The organism is Streptomyces sp. NPDC001927 (assembly GCF_053594455.1).
The window spans coordinates 109,584-126,371 of the sequence record NZ_JBSFEN010000004.1 but is presented as its reverse complement, the minus strand read 5'-3'; the positions used below and the strand labels follow the sequence as shown (position 1 = coordinate 126,371).

Below are 16,788 nucleotides of genomic sequence, written 5' to 3'. Positions count from 1 at the left end.
CCTGGCCTTTTCTGTTGCCCCAGGGGCAGACCCGGCGGTCAGTGCTCGATCCCGGAGGACTTCGGCGTGATCTGTGGAGGTGCGGGCTCGCTCACTCCGTGGCCGGTGACGACGCTGCGGGGCGCGGGGACGACGCCGTGGCCTACGTTCACACCGGGTATGAAGGCACTCATGCGCCCCCTCTGCTTCGCCTCGGCGGTCGTCGGGTTCAGTTCCTCGTAGGAGTTGGCCGTCGACAGCCGGTCGACGATCGCCGCATGGGCCTTCTTCTGGTCCTCGGGGACATCGATGGCGTGCAGCTTCATGGCGAATTCCTCGGGGGACTTCCCGGGGTCGTCGTCCCACATCCGCAGTTGGCAGCGGATGGGGGGATGGGCCATGAACGCGTTGATGTCGGGCGGAAGGTGCTCGTGCTGGGGCAGCGGTGTCGCGAACTTGATGCCCTCCTTGCCGACGGCGGCGTTCTTGAGGAGCGCCGGTATCTCGGTCTTGCCGAGGACCGAGCCAGGGGTGATGTCGGCGGCGAACCCGATCACGAGTCCCTCGGTTGCGACGGCGTATCGGTCCGAGAGGGTGTCCCAGGCGGCACCGTGCGTGGCGTCCAGTTTCTCCGGATCGAAGTTGAAGTGCTCGGCGAGCGCGTCCACCACGTATTCGTTGCCGAGGAAGTAGCCGTTGAGCTGGTGCCCGGCGGGGGTGTCCTCCAGCACCTGCAGGCCGCGTGACTGGCCACATGCCTTGGCCAGAAAGCGATTGGGCACGGGCTTGTCCACGCCCTCGAGCTCGGACTCGTAGGACCAGAACGCGCGATGGGGGCCGCGGTCCTTGTTGGTGACCGAGTCCTTCGCCGCAAGGTTCTCGATGAAGTGCAGAAGACCCGGCTGGGGTCCTTCCGCCTTCGGATCGAGCGTCGACAGGTAGTCGCCGTACAGCCGCCTGGCTATCGCGGCCCCAGCCTGCTCGTCACGTGGTTCCGCCGCGTCATGTTCCTGCTCGAGGGCAAAGGCCCGGGCTATCTCCGCCGGGGTCGGGGGAGCGTCGGGCCTCACGGCTTCCTCCGTGAGCCTTCAGGGGCGTTCACGGTCAGCCGGATCCGCGAACCACCGGGCGTGTCGGCGGTCCACGCCGTGAAGGACACCGACTGCACCAACACGATGAAGGCCTGTCCTGGGTGGTCACCCACCGGCTTCCAGTACGCCATCCGGTAGGGCGTGCGGGTCTCGAGGCGGTATTCACGGTTCCCCCAGAACCCCCGTTCCGGCGGTTCCGGGAAGTCCGGTGCGTCCCAGGAGCCGTTCCAGACCGCAGGCCCCAGCACACTTTCAGCAGCCTTGACGAACTCGGGCCATTCGTCGGCCGCGCGGACCAGGAGACTGGGGTTCTCGGACGCGTCGTCGGCGTTGAGGTGCCACGCCCAGTGGGTCAGGCGGCGGACGGGATGCCAGTTGCCACCTGATTCGAAGGTCCACCTGCCGCCGGCGCCGCTGTGCACCACCAGATTGCGCTCGACCGTCTGCGGCTCCCAGCCGTAGCGCTCGCACCACGTGCGGAATTCCGGAGAGCCGCCCTGCGGCGGACCCACCCAGACAGACGCCCAGTCCACCCCCCGCAGGCCCTCCAGCTCGGCGGCCAGGTCCTGGGCCGTGCGGCCCGATGTCTCCGTCAGCATCGTCTCAAGCTCCTCGCCCGGTGTCTGTGCGGCATCATGACATGCCGTCAAGACACGGCGATCCCGAGTATCAGCAGGCAGAAGACCTGCTGGTGCTCGGAGTGGGTCAGCCCGCTGCGCCGTCCAGGAGGCTGTGGCGTAGGCGGAGGGCGCGTTCTGTGCTGGCTGCCAGGGTGGCGAGGCCGATCGTGATGTTGGCCCATGTCGGTACGGCGATGGGTGCGGTGAAGGTTCCGGTGTGCTGGGCGATGGCATCGGGCTTGGTGAGTTGTTCGGCGAGTTGGGGGACCAGGACCGCCAGAGCGGTGACCAGCACGCCAAGCGAGACGAGGCCGATCGTGCGGCTCAGCGTCGGGTGCGTGCGGTCCAGGTGGGCTCGGCGGCCTTCGGCGGAGGCGGGGTCCGGGATCAGTTGGGACTCGTGGCCTTCGGTGGTGACGTAGTGGCAGCGCTTGAGGCCGAATCCGCTCATCCTCACCTCGACGGTGCCGCCCGGGACGGGGAAGACGGCCGGGAGCTTGGAGACGGCGTGCTGCCTGCCGTCGAGGTACAGGTGGGCTTTGACGTTGCCTGACGACTGGTTCTGCCCGTGCCTGACGTCGACGGAGTAGAGCGTCTCGCGGCCGTCGTCGCCCGTGAGGGGCAGGTGGAACAGGGCGCGGAAGGGGAGCTGCCAGCTGCGGAAGCGCTTCAGTTCTCGGCCGTCCCCGGGGGTGACCCGCTGTACGGCACGACGGTGTCGCCACTCCTTGATCATGGTCCGCTCCCGCTACTCGGTCGGCTCAGCCGCGCAGGCGAGGTCCTTGGCCGGGCGGTGTCCGGTGGTCAGGAACGCTGTCACCGTGTTTTTCGCGCAGGTGTTGCCGCTGAACGGGTAGATGCCGTGTCCGCCTTGGTCGGCGGTCACCAGCGTGGCCCGGGCGCCGAAGGCCTGCCGCAGCTTCAGGGCGCCGACCAGGGGGGTTCCCGGGTCGCGTTCGTTCTGCACCATCAGGACGTTCGACGGGCCGCGGTCGCCGATCCGCACCGGCGGCTCGACCCGGCTGTCCGGCCAGTACGCGCAGGGCTTGATGTTCGCGGTGACCCCGCCCAGCATCGGGTACTTCACCCGGTCGATCGCCGCGTTGCGCTGGTAGTCCCGGACCTTGCCGGGCCAACGCGAGTCACCGCAGGTCACGTAGAAGTGGCTTGCCAGGAAGTTCTCAGAGATCTGCGGCGGCGGGGTCGTCAGCGGCTTGCCCTGGTCCAGCGCCTGCCATTCCTTGGCCAGTTTGGGCAGGAGGCCCTCGACGTAGAGGTGCTCGAACGTCACTCCGCGGAACAGCGTCCCGTCGATGCCGTCGACCGGTTCGGCGTCCAGCCGCTTCGCGAGTTCGAAGAACTTGGCGGTCACCTGCTGCGGAGTGGTGCCCAGACCGTACTCGGGGTGCGCGGCCGCGTACGCCGCGAAGTCCGGGAACCGGTCCTCCATTCCGCGGCCGAGCAGGCGGAAGCTCGCCGGGCCGTAGCCGTCGGGGCCCATGTTGCTGTCGAGCACGATCCGGTCGCTGCGCTCGGGGAACAGCGTCGTGTACACCGCGCCGAGGTAGCTGCCGTAGGAGGCACCGAGGTAGGAGGCCTTCCGCTCGCCCAGCGCCGCCCGGATCCGGTCCATGTCGCGCGCGGTGTTCGCGGTGGTGGTGTGCGGCAGCATCCATGCCGTACGCGAGGTGGCGCACTGTTCGGCGACGGCCCGCGCGTTCGGCGCCTCCTTGGCGACGTCGGCCGCGGTGTGCGCGTACGGCGGGAAGTTGCCGCGTGACTGCTGCTGCGGGGTCAGGTCGCAGGTGACCGGTGTGCTGCGGCCGACGCCACGCGGGTCGAAGCCGATCACGTCGTAGGAGTCGAGGACGTCCTGCGGCAGGCCGACGGCGGCGAGTTGGGCCGGGTACTCCACCCCGGAGACACCGGGGCCGCCCGGGTTGGTCAGCAGCACCCCGCGGCGCTTCGCGGGGTCCTTGCTCGCCAGGCGGGAGACGGCGATCTCGATCTGCCGGCCCCCGGGATCGCGGTAGTCCAGCGGGACGTCGAGGGTCGCGCACTCAAGACCGGGCGCGGGCTGCTGGGGTGCGGTCGGTTGTGGACACGCGCCCCAGCGCAGGGGGGCCGGCGTGGCCGTCGGCGAGTCCGGAGTCGCCGCCGACGCTGCCGGAATCGCGACCGCCGCGACCGCGGTGGCGGCGAGGGCGAGGGAGAGGGATTTGCGCATCTGGTGTCCTCCTGAGGGGGCGCACTAGGCCGCGCCCGACAACCGGCTACTGAACGGTCGGGCGACTGATACGAGTCTGTTCATCCGGCGGCATCGGCACATCGGCCCCGCGGGTCGAGTCACCTTCGACCAAAGTCGAAGGGGTCCTACGACTCCGGGCGAGGACGGGAGTGGCCCTGGGGCTGCTGTGGCGGCCGCACGGTTTCGCGACAATGACCGGATGAACACGGACGTCGCGCCACCGCTCGGGGGGTGGCAGCAGGCATGGCGGCTGGTGGCCGCCGCGGCACTGGGCATCCCCTTCTGGCTCTCCACCGGTGCGGCGCTGCCGCGGGGGTGCGTGACCGACACGTGTTCCTGGTTGGTCACCGGTGATCCGCTGGTGGCTCTCGGCTGCCTGACGGCGCTCCTGTGGCGGCGACGGTTCCCGCTCGCCGTCGCCCTGGCGGTCGCCCTCGCCTCGGGGGCGTCGACACTGGCCACCGGTGCCGCGCTGCTGGCTCTGGGCTCGATCTCCACGCGCCGCCGTCCGCTGGAGATCGGAGTTGTCGTGCTCGTCTACGTGGCCGCGTCACAACTCGCCCTTGTGCTCTACCCGATCGAGAGCCCGCCCGGCTCGCTCTGGCTCCAACTCGCGCTCCCGGCGCTGAGCGCGGGCATCGCGGTGGCCATAGGCGTGGCCATCGGCGCCCGGCGCGTCGAGGTGCGGTCCTTGCGCGAGCGGGCGGAGAGCGCGGAACGGGAACAGACCGCACGCGCGGAGCAGGCACGGGCGCTGGAACGGAACCGCATCGCCCGCGAGATGCACGACGTGCTCGCGCACCGGATCTCCCTGGTCGCCATGCAGGCCGGAGTCCTCGACCATCGCGGCGACCTCCCCCCTGAGGAGAACCGCATGCTGATCCGTGGCATCGCCGACGGCTCCCATCAGGCGCTGGAAGAACTACGAGACGTCCTCGGCGTGCTCCGCGCCGACCCGGGCCACCCGGAACCGCCCCAGCCCTCCCTCGACCGCATCCCGGAGCTGGTGGCCGACGCCCGCACGTCCGGACTGGACGTCACGCTCACCACCACGGTGACGGGCAAACCGTCCGACGTCGTGGGACGAACCTGCTACCGGGTCATCCAGGAAGGACTGACCAACGCCGCCAAACACGCCCCGGGCGCCCAGGTACACATCACCGTCGAAGGAACGGCCGGCGACGAACTGCACGTCGGCGTCCACAACTCCGCGGCCACCACGACGACCACTCCACCGCCGTCATCAGGATTCGGCCTGCTCGGCCTCGCCGAACGCATCACCCTCGCGGGTGGAGAACTCGGCCACCACCCGACAGCCGACGGCGGATACGTCCTCACCGCGCACCTACCCTGGCCGAACAACGACCATGAAAAGAGGAGTTGAGTGGAGAGCGAGCGGGAGCCGGTACGTGTCGTCATCGTCGACGACGAACAACTCGTGCGCCTTGCCCTACGACTCGTCATCGACGGCGAACCCGACCTGACCGTCGTCGCGGAGGCGGCCGACGGGGACGCCGCGCTCGCCGTGGTGGACGAGCACCGGCCGGACGTCGTGCTGATGGACATCCGGATGCCCGGCCGTGACGGTCTCAGCGCGACCCGGGAACTCCTCGCCCGGCCGGCGCCGCCCCGCGTGCTCATGCTGACCACGTTCGACTCCGACGATCTGGTGCTCGGCGCGCTGCGCGCCGGAGCGCTCGGGTTCGTCCTGAAGGACACTCCGCCGGCGCGGATTCTCGACGCGGTGCGGACCGTCGCGGACGGGAACCCCGTACTGTCCCCGGCGGCCACGGCACGGGTGATCGCCGCGGCCACCGGGCCGCAGTCCTCCGAGGCCCGCCGCTCGTCCCGCGACGCCGCACGGACCAAGCTGTCCGCGCTGACCGAACGCGAACTCGAGACCGCCCGGGCCATCGCGGACGGTCTCGGCAATCCGGAGATCGCCGAACGGCTCCACATCACCGTCGCGACCGTCAAGGCGCACACGGGCAACCTGTTCGCCAAGCTGGCGGTCGAGAACCGGGTCCAGATCGCCCTCGTGGTCCGCGACGCGGAGGAATGACCGGGCCGCGGACCACCGCCTGAGCCCCAGGCCGTTTGGCCTGGGGTTTCTTTCCTTACGAGGTCCGGAGCCAGGCGCTGGTGTCCGGCGGGAGCTCGGCCTCGGTCAGGGGCTCGGAGGAGATCAGGACCTCGGTGTGGGCCGGGAGGCGGACCGGAGTGGCGGAGAGGTTCACCAGGCAGGTGAACGACTCGCCTCGGGTGAAGGCCAGGACGTCGGGTGGGGAGTCGAGCCACCGCATGGGGCCGTCTCCGAGGGCGGGTTCGGTGGCGCGGAGGGTGAGGGCCGTGCGGTAGAGGGTGAGCGTGGAGTGCGGGTCCTTGGCCTGGGCGGCCGCCGTCAGGTGGGCCCAGGTGGGGGGCTGGGGGAGCCAGGGGGTTGCGGAGTCGGCGGGGCTGAAGCCGTAGGGTGCCGTCTCTCCCGACCAGGGCAGGGGGACCCGGCAGCCGTCGCGGCCCGGGTCCTTGCCGTTGGTGCGGTGGTAGATGGGGTCGTCGCGGCGGTCGGCGGGGATGTCCTCGACCTCCGGGAGGCCGAGTTCCTCGCCCTGGTAGATGTAGACCGCTCCGGGCAGGGCCATTGTGAGCAGGGCGGCCGCGCGGGCGCGGCGCCGGCCCAGGTCCTCGTCGACCTCGGGGTTGTACTGGCGGATGCCGGCCGCGGTGCTGGTGTCGGGCCTGCCGTAGCGGGTGACGTGCCGGGTGACGTCGTGGTTGGACAGCACCCACGTGCTGGCGGCGCCGACGCCCGCGTGCGCGGCGAGCGTCTGGTCGACGCAGGCGCGCAGGGCGGCGGCGTCCCAACCGCAGCCGAGGAAGTCGAAGTTGAACGCGGTGTGGAGTTCATCGGCGCGCAGGTACTGGGCGAAGCGGGCGGAGTCGGCCAGCCAGACCTCGCCGATCAGGGCGCGGGGTTCGGCGTAGGAGTCGGCGACGGCGCGCCAGCCCCGGTAGATCTCGTGGTTCTCGTCGCGATCCACGTACGGGTGGGGATCGGGGAAGACGGAGTGGTCGTAGTCGGGGAGGTCCGGGTCCTTGCTGCACATGGCGGCGGAGTCCACGCGGATGCCGTCGACGCCGCGGTCGAACCAGAAGCGCAGGATGTCCTCGTACTCGGCGCGCACCAGGGGGCTGCGCCAGTTGAGGTCGGGCTGCTCGGGGGCGAACAGGTGCAGGTACCACTGGCCGTCGGGCACGCGGGTCCAGGCCGAGCCGCCGAAGATGGACTGCCATGCGTTGGGGGGCAGTTCGCCGTTCTCCCCGCGGCCGTCGCGGAACCAGAACAGGTCGCGTTCCGGCGAACCCGGGCCGGCGGCGAGGGCGGCGGTGAACCAGGCGTGTTCGTTGGAGACGTGGTTGGGGACGACGTCGACGATGATGCGGATGCCCCGCTCGTGGGCCTCGGCGATGAGCTTCTCGGCTTCGGCGAGGGTGCCGAAACGGGGATCGATTTGGCGGAAGTCGGTGACGTCGTAGCCGGCGTCCGCCATCGGGGTCAGGTACCAGGGGGAGAACCAGATGGCCTCGATGCCCAGCTGCTGGAGGTGGTCCAGTCTGGAGCGCACGCCGGAGAGGTCGCCGATGCCGTCGCCGTTGCCGTCGGCGAAGCTGCGCGGGTAGACCTGGTAGATGGCTGCGTGACGCCACCAGTCGGTGGTGCGCGGGGTCATGGGACCTGCCTTCGTGAGGGAGCGGAACGGTGGTGGGCCGCGGGCCCGGGCGGCTGGTCAGGGAGGCACGCCCGGGCCCGCGGTCCGTCGGGGTCACCAGCCGGAGTTGCCGCTTCCGCGCTGGATGGTGAAGCCGCCGGTCATGTTCAGGGGGGCGGCGGCGGTTCCGGAGACGGTGGTGTGGGAGAAGGTTCCGTTGCCGGCCGCGTTGCCCTCGATGCCGTGATGGCCCGTCCTGTCGATGGTCAGGCCGTTCACGCGCAGGTCGGAGACCGTCTTCTGCCAGGTGACGAGGAGCCCGCTGAACGTGGAGTCCTCGACGGTGTTGTTCGTCAGGACCACGGGCTGGGTGATGTCGTGCCGGTCGGCGTAGACCCACAGGGCGCCGAGCTTGGCGTTCCAGTTGACCTCCATGCTGCCGGTGCGGCGCAGGAGGTTGCCCGAGACGGTGGTGGTGCCGCTGAAGGGCTCGCCGAAGCGGGTGGAGACGGTGATACCGGCGGCGGCGACGACGGTGTCGGAGACGAGGTTGTTCTCGACGCTGTTGCCGCTGCCGCCGTAGACGGCGGCGCCGTTGGCGAGCGTGGGCAGCTGCACGGTGTTGTTGCGGAAGGCGCTGTTGGTCACCGTCCCGCCGTCCGACCACATGGCCAGCGCGTCGTCGCCGGTGCCGCGGATGCTGCTGTGGGAGACGACCGTGTTCCGCACCGCGCCGCGCAGGTTGACCCCGTCGGCGTACGTGTTGCGGATCCGCAGCTTGTCGGCCTTGAGGCCGTCGGTCGGGCCGGTGATCCAGAGGCCGACCTTGGTGTGCTGGATCCAGACGTTGCTGATGACGGACCCGGTGCCGAAGTCGCCCTCGATGGCGGCGTGCCCGCCCGCGTCGTCGCGGACCGTGTTCTGGCCGTCGATCATCAGGTCCTCGACGGTGCTCGTGCCGCCCCGCCCGAACAGACCGCCCTTGAGGCCGGTGCCGCGCAGCACCGTGTGCCACACCCCCGCGCCGCGCAGCTTCACACCGGTGAGGTCGATGTGGTCGGAGATGGTGTACGTGCCGGCCGGCAGGAACAGCCCCTTGCCCTGGCCCTTGGCCGTCACGAGCGCCTGGTTGAGGGCGGAGGTGTCGTCCTGGCCGTCGTTCGGGGTGACGCCGAGGGTGGTGGCGGACACGTAGCCGCTGGGCAGGGCGCCGGCCGCGCCGGTCTCCTCCGCCTCGATCAGGTCGATCGTGTACGAGGGCGCGGTGTCCCCGGCGTCCTTCCGCAGCCGCAGGACGGTGCCCGCCGGCAGGGTCTGGCCGAAGGCCACGCGGGTCTCGTCGAAGAAGCGGTGGGCTTTGCCCTCGCCCGGATTGTTGGTGTACGGGTACTCGCCGTAGACCCAGGCGTACCGGGAGGTCAGCTGGAGGTCGGGCAGCGCCTGGCCGTCGGCGTACGCGCTGAGGGAGGCGTCGATGCCCTTGCCGTCGCCGCTGTCCGGCAGGGAGTAGCGCAGGTTGATGGCGTTGGCGGGCTTGGTCAGCGTGACCTCGACGTAGTCGCCGGTCTGGGACAGCGTGACGGCCTTGCGGCCGGAGGCCTCCGAGGCGACGGTGAGGTACGTGCGGTCGGGGCCGATCGTCGAGCCCTGACTGGTGCCTGCCTCCGCCTCGTACGTGGTGAACGGGACGGTCGCTCCCACCCCGCTCGGGTCCGGGTCGCCGGGGCCGGTGGGGGTGGTCGCCTTGAGGTGGTCGATGTTGACGTTGCCGCTGTCGGTGGTGGCGAAGGCCAGCCGGAGGGTGTTGGCGCCCTGGGCGTAGGTGACGGGGACGTCCACCGTGGCCCAGGTCGCCCAGCCGCTGGTGGCGGGGAAGGTGACCTGGCCGGTCGCGGTGCCGTTGACGAGCAGCGTCAGGGTCTTGGGGGAGCCGGTGCCGTTGGCGTAGCGGAGGGTGGCGGTGCCCGCGCCGGCGTGGGCGGACTGTACGCCCGTGGTGAGGGAGGCGGTGCCCTTGTTGCCGTCGGTGTAGCCGCCGACGTAGCCCGTCCCGGTGTACCCGGCGTGCTCCCGTTCGACGACCGCGCCACCGGCCAGGGTGGCGGACTCCGCCTCCAGGACGGCGGGGTCGACGGGGGTGGGGGCGTCGGGGGTGGTGGCGGTGACGTTGTCGAGGTTGACGTTGCCGCTGTCGCCGGCGGTGAAGGCCAGCCGGAGGGTGTTGGTGCCCTGGGCGTAGGTGACGGGGACGTCCACCGTGGCCCAGCTCGCCCAGCCGCTGGTGGCCGGGAAGGTGACCTGGCCGGTCGCGGTGCCGTTGACGAGCAGCGTCAGCGTCTTGGCCGCGCCGGTGCCGTTGGCGTACCGGACCTTCACGGACCCGGTGCCCGCGAACGCGGACGAGACGGTGTACGACGTGGACGCCGCGCCCTTGTTGCCGTCGGTGTAGCCGCCGACGTAGCCCGTCCCCGTGTACCCGGCGTGTTCCTGCTCCACCGCGGTGCCGCCGGCGAGGGCGGCCGCCTCGGACTCCAGGACCACGGTGGCGGCGTGGGCGGGAGTCGGGGCGGTGAGGCTGTAGGAGGCGGTCCCGGCGAGGGCCAGGAGGAGGGCGGCGGCTGTCGCGGCGGAGTTCCTGGTTCTGGGGCGCGCGGAGGTGCGGTGGATCGACACGGCGGTGTGTCCTTCCGGTGCGGGGGCGGCTCGGCCCTTGGGGAGGCCGAGTGGAGGGGGAAGAGCGGGGGCGGGCGCGGAGTTCAGCCCTTCAGGCTGCCCGCCGTCAGGCCCGCGATGATGTGGCGCTGGAAGACGAGGAAGATGACCAGCAGCGGGATGGAGGCCATGACCATGCCCGCGAGGAGCTGGTTGGCGGGCATGAACTCGGCCAGGCGGTTGAGCGCGACGGTGATCGGCTGGCGCGCGGGGTCCGGCAGGACGAGGAGCGGCCAGAGGAAGTCCTTCCAGACGCCGACGATCGCGAAGATCGAGACGACGGCCAGGACCGGGCGCGAGAGCGGGAGCACCACGGAGACGAGGACCCGTGTCGGACCGGCCCCGTCCAGTTGGGCCGAATCGAGGAGCTCGGCCGGGATCCGGTCGAAGAACCGTTTCAGGATGAAGATGTTGAACGCGTTCGCGCAGGCCGGCAGCCAGACCGCCCACGGCGTGTTGATCAGGTTGACGTGGAGGAGCGGGACGTCGGTGACCGTCAGATAGGTGGGCACCAGCAGCGCGGACACCGGCAGCATGAGGGTGGCCAGCATCATGCCCAGGACGACGTTGCCCAGGACGGGACGCAGCCGGGACAGGGCGTACGCGGCCGCGACGTCGACGACGAGCTGGGTGAGCCAGGCGCCGAGGGCCAGCAGCAGGGTGTTGAGGAAGTACTGGGCCAGACCGACGTTGGTCCATGCCTCGCTGTACGACTCCGGGTGCCAACTCTGCGGCCACAGGGTGGGGTTGGGGTCGGCGAGTTCGGCGGACGACTTCAGGGCGCCGGAGGCCATCAAGTACAGCGGGAAGACGAACGCGAGCGTGAAGCCGACGAGGGTCAGGGTGAGTACGAAGCGGTACAGGTACCGGCCGGTGCGGCGGTTCATCTCGGACGGTGCGATGAGTGTGCGTTCCGCGGGGGCGGACATCTTCGTTGTGCCTCCTTTCGGGCTTCGCATCAGCTCTTGCCGCGGGTCAGGCGCAGGTAGACCGCCGCGAACAGGCCCAGGACGACGAACAGCACGGTGCTCATGGCGCTCGCCATGCCGAAGTCGTTGTAGACGAACGCGTACCGGTAGAGCAGCAGCAGGACGGTGACGGTGGCGTCGTTGGGTCCGCCTCCGGTGAGGACGAACGGTTCGATGAACACCTGCATGGTGCCGATGACCTGGAGCAGCAGGGTGATCATGAGGATGAACCGCGTCTGCGGGATCGTCACGTGCCACAGCCGCTGCCGGACGGACGCGCCGTCGAGTTCGGCCGCCTCGTACAGCTCGCCGGGGATGGAACCCAGGGCCGCGAGGTAGATCAGCGTGGTGGTGCCCATGTTGGCCCAGGTCGAGACGAGGACCAGGGAGACCATGGCCAGGTTCTCCGACTCCAGCCACTGCTGGGCCGGCAGGTGCAGGACCTCCAGGACGCTGTTGAAGAGCCCGGGGCCCGGGTCGTAGAACCAGCGCCACAGCAGCATCGTGACGATCGGCGGCAGCATCACCGGCAGGTACACCGTCATCCGCAGATAGCCGCGGGCGTGCCGGAACTCGTTGAGGACGACCGCGGTGGCGAACGGGGCGGCGAAGCCGAAGACGAGCGCAAGGAGGGTGAACCAGCCGGTGTTCTTCCAGGCCGTGGCGAACAGCGGGTCGTCGAAGAGGCGTTGGTAGTTCTCCCAGCCCACCCAGGTCGCGGGCTGGGAGAAGGTGACCTCCTGGAAGCCGAGCAGCAGGCCCCGCACGATCGGGTACCAGGAGAAGAGGACGAAGCAGATCAGCCCGGCGCCGAGGAACGCGTAGGCGATCAGGTTCTCGCGGACGCGGCGCCGACGCCTCTGGTCCTGTCGCCCGGGAGTTCGCCCGGTGTCCTTCCGCGGCCGCGAAGAGGCTTTCGGTGTCCGCGCGAGGGCCGGTGCCGCCATGTCACTTGACCGTCGCGAGGATGCCGTCGACCTTCTTGGCGGCATCGGCGAGCAGCTTGTCGAGGTCGGCGTCCTTGTCGGTCAGGACGGCCTGCATCACTCCGTCCAGAACGGCGTAGATCTGCTGGGCGTTCGGCGGCTCGACCTTCTGCTCGCGCGTGGCGTTGCCCTCGACGAAGGGCTTGTAGTTGTCGCGCGGGACGTTGGCGAACTTGGAGTGCGCGGCGTCCTGCTTCTGCTGCGCCGCGCCGGTGAACAGCCGGTCGAGGGGGAGCCCGATCGGGATGTCGTTGCCCGAGGCGCGCTTGTCCTCGAACTCGGTGCGGTCGGGGTTGAGGTACTTCCACTGGACCCACTCGATGCCGGCCTTGATCTTCTCCGGCGAGGCCTTGGGGTTGAACATGAAGCCGTTGCCGCCGCCGAGGGTCGCCTTGCCCGGCATCGCGGCGACGCCGTACTCGTCGTACTTGCGCTCGAACTGCTTGACGATGGTGGGGATGTTGTCCGGGCCGGCCATGTACATACCGAGCTTGCCGGCGCCCATCATCTTCTGGACGTCCTCGATCTGCAGGAGCTGGCGCGTCCCCATGGAGTTGTCGGTCCAGCGCATGTCGTGGAGCATCTGCAGCGCCTTGCGGCCCGCGGGGTCGTTGAAGGCCGCCTTCCAGCCGCCGTTCTCCGCGACCGCGATGTCGCCGCCGAGCGAGTAGACCCACGCGGTGAAGTGCCAGCCGCCCTGGTTGTTCTTGCTGTAGTCGGCGTAGCCGACCGTGCCGTCGCCGAGCGCGCCGATCTTCTGGGCGGCCGTACGGACCTCTTCCCAGGTGGCCGGCGGCTTGTCCGGGTCGAGTCCGGCCTTCTTGAACAGGTCGCGGTTGTAGATCAGGCCGAGGGAGTACTGCCCGTTCGGCAGGCCGTACAGGTCGCCGTCGGAGCCGGTGAACACGTCGAGGTAGTCGGACTTGATGTCCTTGTAGTACGGCATGTCCTTGACGTACGGGGTGATCTTCGCGCCCTGACGGCGGGCGATGAGGCCCGCGGGGTCGGTGAAGTAGACGTAGTAGACGTCCTCGAGCTGGCCGCCGGCGAGCTTGGCGGAGAACGTCTTGGGATCCATCTGCCCTTCACGGGCGTCGATCCTGATCTTCGGGTGCTCCTTCTCGAAGGCCTTGATGTCCTCCTCGAAGTACTTGCGGTCCACCGGCTGGGTCTTGGGCGGCATGCCGTTGACCGTGATGGTGACGATGCCGTCCTTGGACACGGCCGGGGAGCCGCCGCAGCCGGCCAGCCCTCCGGCGAGAGCAACGGCGATACCCGCGGCTATGAGCCCACGACGGCTCTGCGTACCTGCCATGACAGATCGGCCCTCCTGAGATGCGCCGCGCTCTGCCCGGTCCCGTCTGTCCGGGGGCGCCGGCTGACATGGCAGAAGGTAGGAGTCGGTCATGTAAGAAGTCAATGACAGGTTGAAAAATTCTTACTTGTGGGGCGGGCGACCAGGCCTTCCGGTGGAACCCCGGACGATCAGCTGGGTCTGGAACGGGGTCACTCCGGCCTCCACCGGCTGTTCCCGCATCTGCATCGTCAGCGCCTCCACGGCGGCGTCGGCCATGCGCGCCACGGGCTGCCGGCAGGTCGTCAGCGGCGGGTCGACGGCCCCCATGAGCAGCGAGTCGTCGAAGCCGGTCACGGAGACATCGCCCGGTACGTCCAGGCCCAGTCTGCGGGCTCCGCGGATCGCCCCCAGGGCCAGTTCATCGCTTCCGCAAACAATGGCCGTCGCCCCGCCGTGCAGGAGCCTGGCGGCCGTGGCGGCGCCCGCCTCCATGGAGAACAGGGCGTGTCCGACCAGGGGCTTCCACTCCTCGGATGCCACCTCGCGGGCCTTCCAGAAGGCGGCGAAGGCGGCGAGCTTACGGGCGGACGGCACGTGCCCCACGGGCCCGACCAGGAGCCCGATCCGCCGGTGCCCCATCCCGGTCAGATGGGTGAGCGCCTGCTGCACCGCGTCGGCGTCATCGGCGCTGATCTGCACCGCGTCCGCGTTCTCGTCGGCCGGGTTGACCAGGACGAGCGGCACCTTGCGCTCCTTCAGGGCCGCCCCCTGCTCGGCGCCGGCATCCGCGTAACTGGACCCGATGAAGACGATCCCGCCGATGTTCTGGGCGAGCAGCATCTCGATGTAGTTGGCCTCGGACACCCCGTCGGAGGTACGGGTGCACAGCACGGGCACCAGGCCGCGCTTGTTGAGCCGACTGGTGATTGCTTCCGCGAACGCGGGAAAGACGGGATTCTGCAGATTCGGCACCACCACGCCGATCAACAGGTTCCGCTCCTTCTCCTGCCCCGCGGGGCGGGGCAGCCCGAGGACGTCGAGCGCCGTCAGCACCCGCTCGCGCGTCGCCGGCGCCACCAGGGAGCTGCCATGGAGCGCCCGCCGCGCCGTCGCCTCACTGACGCCCGCGAACTGCGCCACGTCGATCAGCCTCTTCTTCATGCGCGTACCGTACAGCACCGTCGCAAAAACCGGTCAGTGTCTTGCAAATATTTGCCGGGAGGGTGGGTTGATCGGCTGGGGCGATTCCTCGGTTCGGGAGTCGGTATGGGGTGGGTGTTGAGTGCCGTGGAGCGTGCGGATCAGGGTGGGGGCGAGTTCAGCCAGCCGGGCCCCGGGGGTCCGCGCTTACGTGGAGGTGCGGTGTGGAGCGGAGGGCTTACGACTCCGGGGGCAGCCAGTTCGCCTCGAAGCTGCACGGTGAACTGGACCGGGACGCGCCGCAGCGCGCCACCGACGCGTTCGTCCAGCGCCACGAGGCGATGCGTACGACCTCTGAGTACGACGGCCAGGCGCCCGTCGAGGTCGTCCACGCGAGCATGAGCGTGCCCGTCCGCCACGTCGACCTGCGGTCCGCTCCCGCCGACGAGCGGGACGCGGAGCTGACGCCGTCGAGGAGATGCGCGCCCCCTTCGACCTGGTCCACGGGCCGCTGCTTCGGATCGCCGTGCTGCGCACCGCCGACGACGAGCACGCGCACCTCGGCCACCCGCGGAGTTTCGACGTCCGCCCGGTCGACGGCAACCACCGCACGACGGAGCGCGCCCCTCACATCGAGGGCGTCGCCGCCGTGCTCAACGACGTACTGAACGCCGCCCCGCGCGGTGACGGAGGCGACCATGCTTGAGCTCTTGAAGGACCGGACGTACATCAGGTACTGGCTGGCCGTCGTCGCCTCCTTCCTCGGTGACGCCATCACGAAGATCACCCTGATCTACGTCGTGGCCACCGAGACCGACGACCCGGTCCTGTACGTCTCGCTGGTCGTCATCGCCCAACTCCTTCCGTTCGGCGTGCTCGGCGCCTTCGTGGGCCCGCTCGCCGACCGGCTGCCGGCCCGGTACCTCATGGTCGGCTCCGACATCGTCCGGATCGCCCTGGTCCTCGCGATGATCGTCGTACGGGACTCCCCGCTGCTCCTCCTCGGGCTGATCCTGCTCAGCGGCATCGCGAAGGCCTTCTTCGAGACGGCCCGCATCACGGCGATACCGCTGATCGTGCGCGGCCACAGCATCCCCACGGCCGTCGCGCTCTTCCAGTCGACCAACCACACCCTGAACCTGATCGGCCCCGCGCTCGGCGGCCTGCTCATCGCCTTCGGCAGCGTCACCTTCGTCTTCGTGCTCGATGCGGCGACGTTCGCGATCTCCGCCGTGCTTCTCGCCAGCATGGCCGTCCTGAAGGAGGTGCCCGTCAGGGGCGCCGACAGCGGGCGCGAGGGTTACTGGCAGTCGCTGCGCACCGGGATCTCCGGGGTGCTCGCCGTGCCGTCGCTGAAGTTCCTGGCCGTCGTCATGGTCCCGGTGATGCTGGTTCTCGGCCTGTTCACCACCCACCTCAACTCCCAGCTCCTGAACGTCTTCGAGCTGCCCGCCACCGGCTACGGCCTCGCGCAGGCGATGTTCGGCGCGGGCAGCGTCATCGGCGCCCTGACCGGCCCGCCGCTGGTCCGCCGGTTCTCCGACCGCAAGCTGCTCATCGGCTCGATCGTGGTCTTCGGCGCCTCGCTGCTGCTCCTCGCCCCCACCGGCGCCGTCTGGGACGGCACCGACCGGGGCGCGGTCGGCCTGGTCGTCGTCATGGCGTGGTGCGTGCTCGCCGGTCTCGGCTCCGGCCTCTTCCAGGTGCCGGTTGCCAACACGCTGCTCAGCGACCTCCCCGAGGAGCTGCGCGGCCGGGGCGTCGGCCTGCTCAACGCTCTGATGGTCAACTTCACCGTCATCGGCGTCGTCGTGGGCGGTCTGCTCGCCGGGTTCGTCGGCATCGCCGCCTCGATCGTCTGGTCCGGTGGCGTGCTCGTGGTCGCCGCCCTCGTGCTGCTCCTGCCCGGGCTGCGCGGGTCGGGCTCCGGCGCCGGGTCGGGCTCTGGCTCTGGCGCCGGCTCCGCTTCCGGTGACAGGGTGGCGAGCCCGGAACCGGAGGCGGCCAAGTGAGCCCGCGCCACCTATGCCCCTAGCG

At 70.0% G+C, this 16,788-nt stretch carries 15 protein-coding genes; 4 read left to right on the top strand and 11 right to left on the bottom strand.

What is annotated here, in order from left to right; translation table 11 throughout:
• Positions 1-38 precede the first annotated feature (38 nt).
• From ACWCO8_RS11115 to ACWCO8_RS11100, 4 genes are all read right to left on the bottom strand, one after another.
• Complete coding sequence (locus ACWCO8_RS11115) at positions 39-1,049, bottom strand: hypothetical protein (protein WP_451032022.1); 1,011 nt, start codon at positions 1,047-1,049, stop codon at positions 39-41.
• The gene (locus ACWCO8_RS11110; RefSeq protein ID WP_451032021.1) at positions 1,046-1,669 is read right to left on the bottom strand and encodes a hypothetical protein; all 624 of its coding nucleotides are present in this window, start codon (positions 1,667-1,669) and stop codon (positions 1,046-1,048) included. The genes ACWCO8_RS11115 and ACWCO8_RS11110 overlap by 4 nt, the downstream gene beginning before the upstream one ends.
• A 106-nt stretch (positions 1,670-1,775) precedes the next feature.
• Positions 1,776-2,426, bottom strand: a complete 651-nt coding sequence (locus tag ACWCO8_RS11105) for a hypothetical protein (protein WP_451032020.1) — start codon at positions 2,424-2,426, stop codon at positions 1,776-1,778.
• Positions 2,427-2,438: 12 nt separating this feature from the next.
• A complete protein-coding gene (locus tag ACWCO8_RS11100; protein WP_451032019.1) occupies positions 2,439-3,917 on the bottom strand; it encodes an alpha/beta hydrolase in 1,479 nt (492 codons plus the stop codon).
• Between the two features lie 220 nt (positions 3,918-4,137).
• Here ACWCO8_RS11100 and ACWCO8_RS11095 point away from each other — a divergent pair, with 220 nt between their 5' ends.
• On the top strand, positions 4,138-5,322 hold the full coding sequence (locus tag ACWCO8_RS11095) for a sensor histidine kinase (RefSeq protein WP_451032018.1): 1,185 nt from the start codon (positions 4,138-4,140) through the stop codon (positions 5,320-5,322).
• Positions 5,323-6,000, top strand: coding sequence for a response regulator transcription factor (locus ACWCO8_RS11090; RefSeq protein WP_451032017.1), 678 nt, complete (start codon positions 5,323-5,325; stop codon positions 5,998-6,000).
• A gap of 55 nt (positions 6,001-6,055) precedes the next feature.
• Here the strand turns inward: ACWCO8_RS11090 and ACWCO8_RS11085 are convergent, their stop codons facing one another.
• The 7 genes from ACWCO8_RS11085 to ACWCO8_RS11055 all read right to left on the bottom strand — a co-directional run bounded on the left by ACWCO8_RS11085 (position 6,056) and on the right by ACWCO8_RS11055 (position 15,256).
• Entirely contained in the window at positions 6,056-7,669 is a 1,614-nt protein-coding gene (locus ACWCO8_RS11085; protein WP_451032016.1) for a glycoside hydrolase family 13 protein, read from the bottom strand.
• 93 nt (positions 7,670-7,762) lie between these two features.
• Positions 7,763-10,321 (bottom strand): carbohydrate-binding protein, encoded by a 2,559-nt coding sequence (locus tag ACWCO8_RS11080; RefSeq protein ID WP_451032015.1) that lies wholly within the window; start codon positions 10,319-10,321, stop codon positions 7,763-7,765.
• A gap of 83 nt (positions 10,322-10,404) precedes the next feature.
• Positions 10,405-11,289 carry a carbohydrate ABC transporter permease gene (locus ACWCO8_RS11075; RefSeq protein WP_451032014.1) on the bottom strand — a complete coding sequence of 295 codons (885 nt, stop codon included), beginning with the start codon at positions 11,287-11,289 and terminating at the stop codon, positions 10,405-10,407.
• 29 nt (positions 11,290-11,318) lie between these two features.
• A complete protein-coding gene (locus ACWCO8_RS11070) occupies positions 11,319-12,275 on the bottom strand; it encodes a carbohydrate ABC transporter permease (RefSeq protein WP_451032013.1) in 957 nt (318 codons plus the stop codon).
• Position 12,276: 1 nt separating this feature from the next.
• Complete coding sequence (locus ACWCO8_RS11065) at positions 12,277-13,629, bottom strand: extracellular solute-binding protein (RefSeq protein ID WP_451032012.1); 1,353 nt, start codon at positions 13,627-13,629, stop codon at positions 12,277-12,279.
• 123 nt (positions 13,630-13,752) lie between these two features.
• Positions 13,753-14,772 (bottom strand): LacI family DNA-binding transcriptional regulator, encoded by a 1,020-nt coding sequence (locus tag ACWCO8_RS11060; protein ID WP_451032011.1) that lies wholly within the window; start codon positions 14,770-14,772, stop codon positions 13,753-13,755.
• A gap of 217 nt (positions 14,773-14,989) precedes the next feature.
• Positions 14,990-15,256: a hypothetical protein gene (locus ACWCO8_RS11055; protein WP_451032010.1), complete on the bottom strand. Its 267-nt coding sequence runs from the start codon at positions 15,254-15,256 to the stop codon at positions 14,990-14,992.
• Between ACWCO8_RS11055 and ACWCO8_RS11050 the strand changes: the two genes are divergently transcribed.
• Together ACWCO8_RS11050 and ACWCO8_RS11045 are read left to right on the top strand one after the other, a co-directional pair.
• A complete protein-coding gene (locus ACWCO8_RS11050; RefSeq protein ID WP_451032009.1) occupies positions 15,230-15,457 on the top strand; it encodes a hypothetical protein in 228 nt (75 codons plus the stop codon). The genes ACWCO8_RS11055 and ACWCO8_RS11050 overlap by 27 nt on opposite strands.
• Complete coding sequence (locus tag ACWCO8_RS11045; protein WP_451032008.1) at positions 15,450-16,763, top strand: MFS transporter; 1,314 nt, start codon at positions 15,450-15,452, stop codon at positions 16,761-16,763. Before ACWCO8_RS11050 ends, ACWCO8_RS11045 begins: the two co-directional genes overlap by 8 nt.
• Positions 16,764-16,788 lie beyond the last annotated feature (25 nt).

Coding starts and splice junctions, on each gene's coding strand:
- ACWCO8_RS11110 (WP_451032021.1), bottom strand. CDS start 1,669: ATGCTGACGGAGACATCGGGCCGCACGGCCCAGGACCTGGCCGCCGAG.
- ACWCO8_RS11105 (WP_451032020.1), bottom strand. CDS start 2,426: ATGATCAAGGAGTGGCGACACCGTCGTGCCGTACAGCGGGTCACCCCC.
- ACWCO8_RS11100 (WP_451032019.1), bottom strand. CDS start 3,917: ATGCGCAAATCCCTCTCCCTCGCCCTCGCCGCCACCGCGGTCGCGGCG.
- ACWCO8_RS11095 (WP_451032018.1), top strand. CDS start 4,138: ATGAACACGGACGTCGCGCCACCGCTCGGGGGGTGGCAGCAGGCATGG.
- ACWCO8_RS11085 (WP_451032016.1), bottom strand. CDS start 7,669: ATGACCCCGCGCACCACCGACTGGTGGCGTCACGCAGCCATCTACCAG.
- ACWCO8_RS11075 (WP_451032014.1), bottom strand. CDS start 11,289: ATGTCCGCCCCCGCGGAACGCACACTCATCGCACCGTCCGAGATGAAC.
- ACWCO8_RS11070 (WP_451032013.1), bottom strand. CDS start 12,275: ATGGCGGCACCGGCCCTCGCGCGGACACCGAAAGCCTCTTCGCGGCCG.
- ACWCO8_RS11065 (WP_451032012.1), bottom strand. CDS start 13,629: ATGGCAGGTACGCAGAGCCGTCGTGGGCTCATAGCCGCGGGTATCGCC.
- ACWCO8_RS11060 (WP_451032011.1), bottom strand. CDS start 14,772: ATGAAGAAGAGGCTGATCGACGTGGCGCAGTTCGCGGGCGTCAGTGAG.
- ACWCO8_RS11050 (WP_451032009.1), top strand. CDS start 15,230: ATGCGCGCCCCCTTCGACCTGGTCCACGGGCCGCTGCTTCGGATCGCC.
- ACWCO8_RS11045 (WP_451032008.1), top strand. CDS start 15,450: ATGCTTGAGCTCTTGAAGGACCGGACGTACATCAGGTACTGGCTGGCC.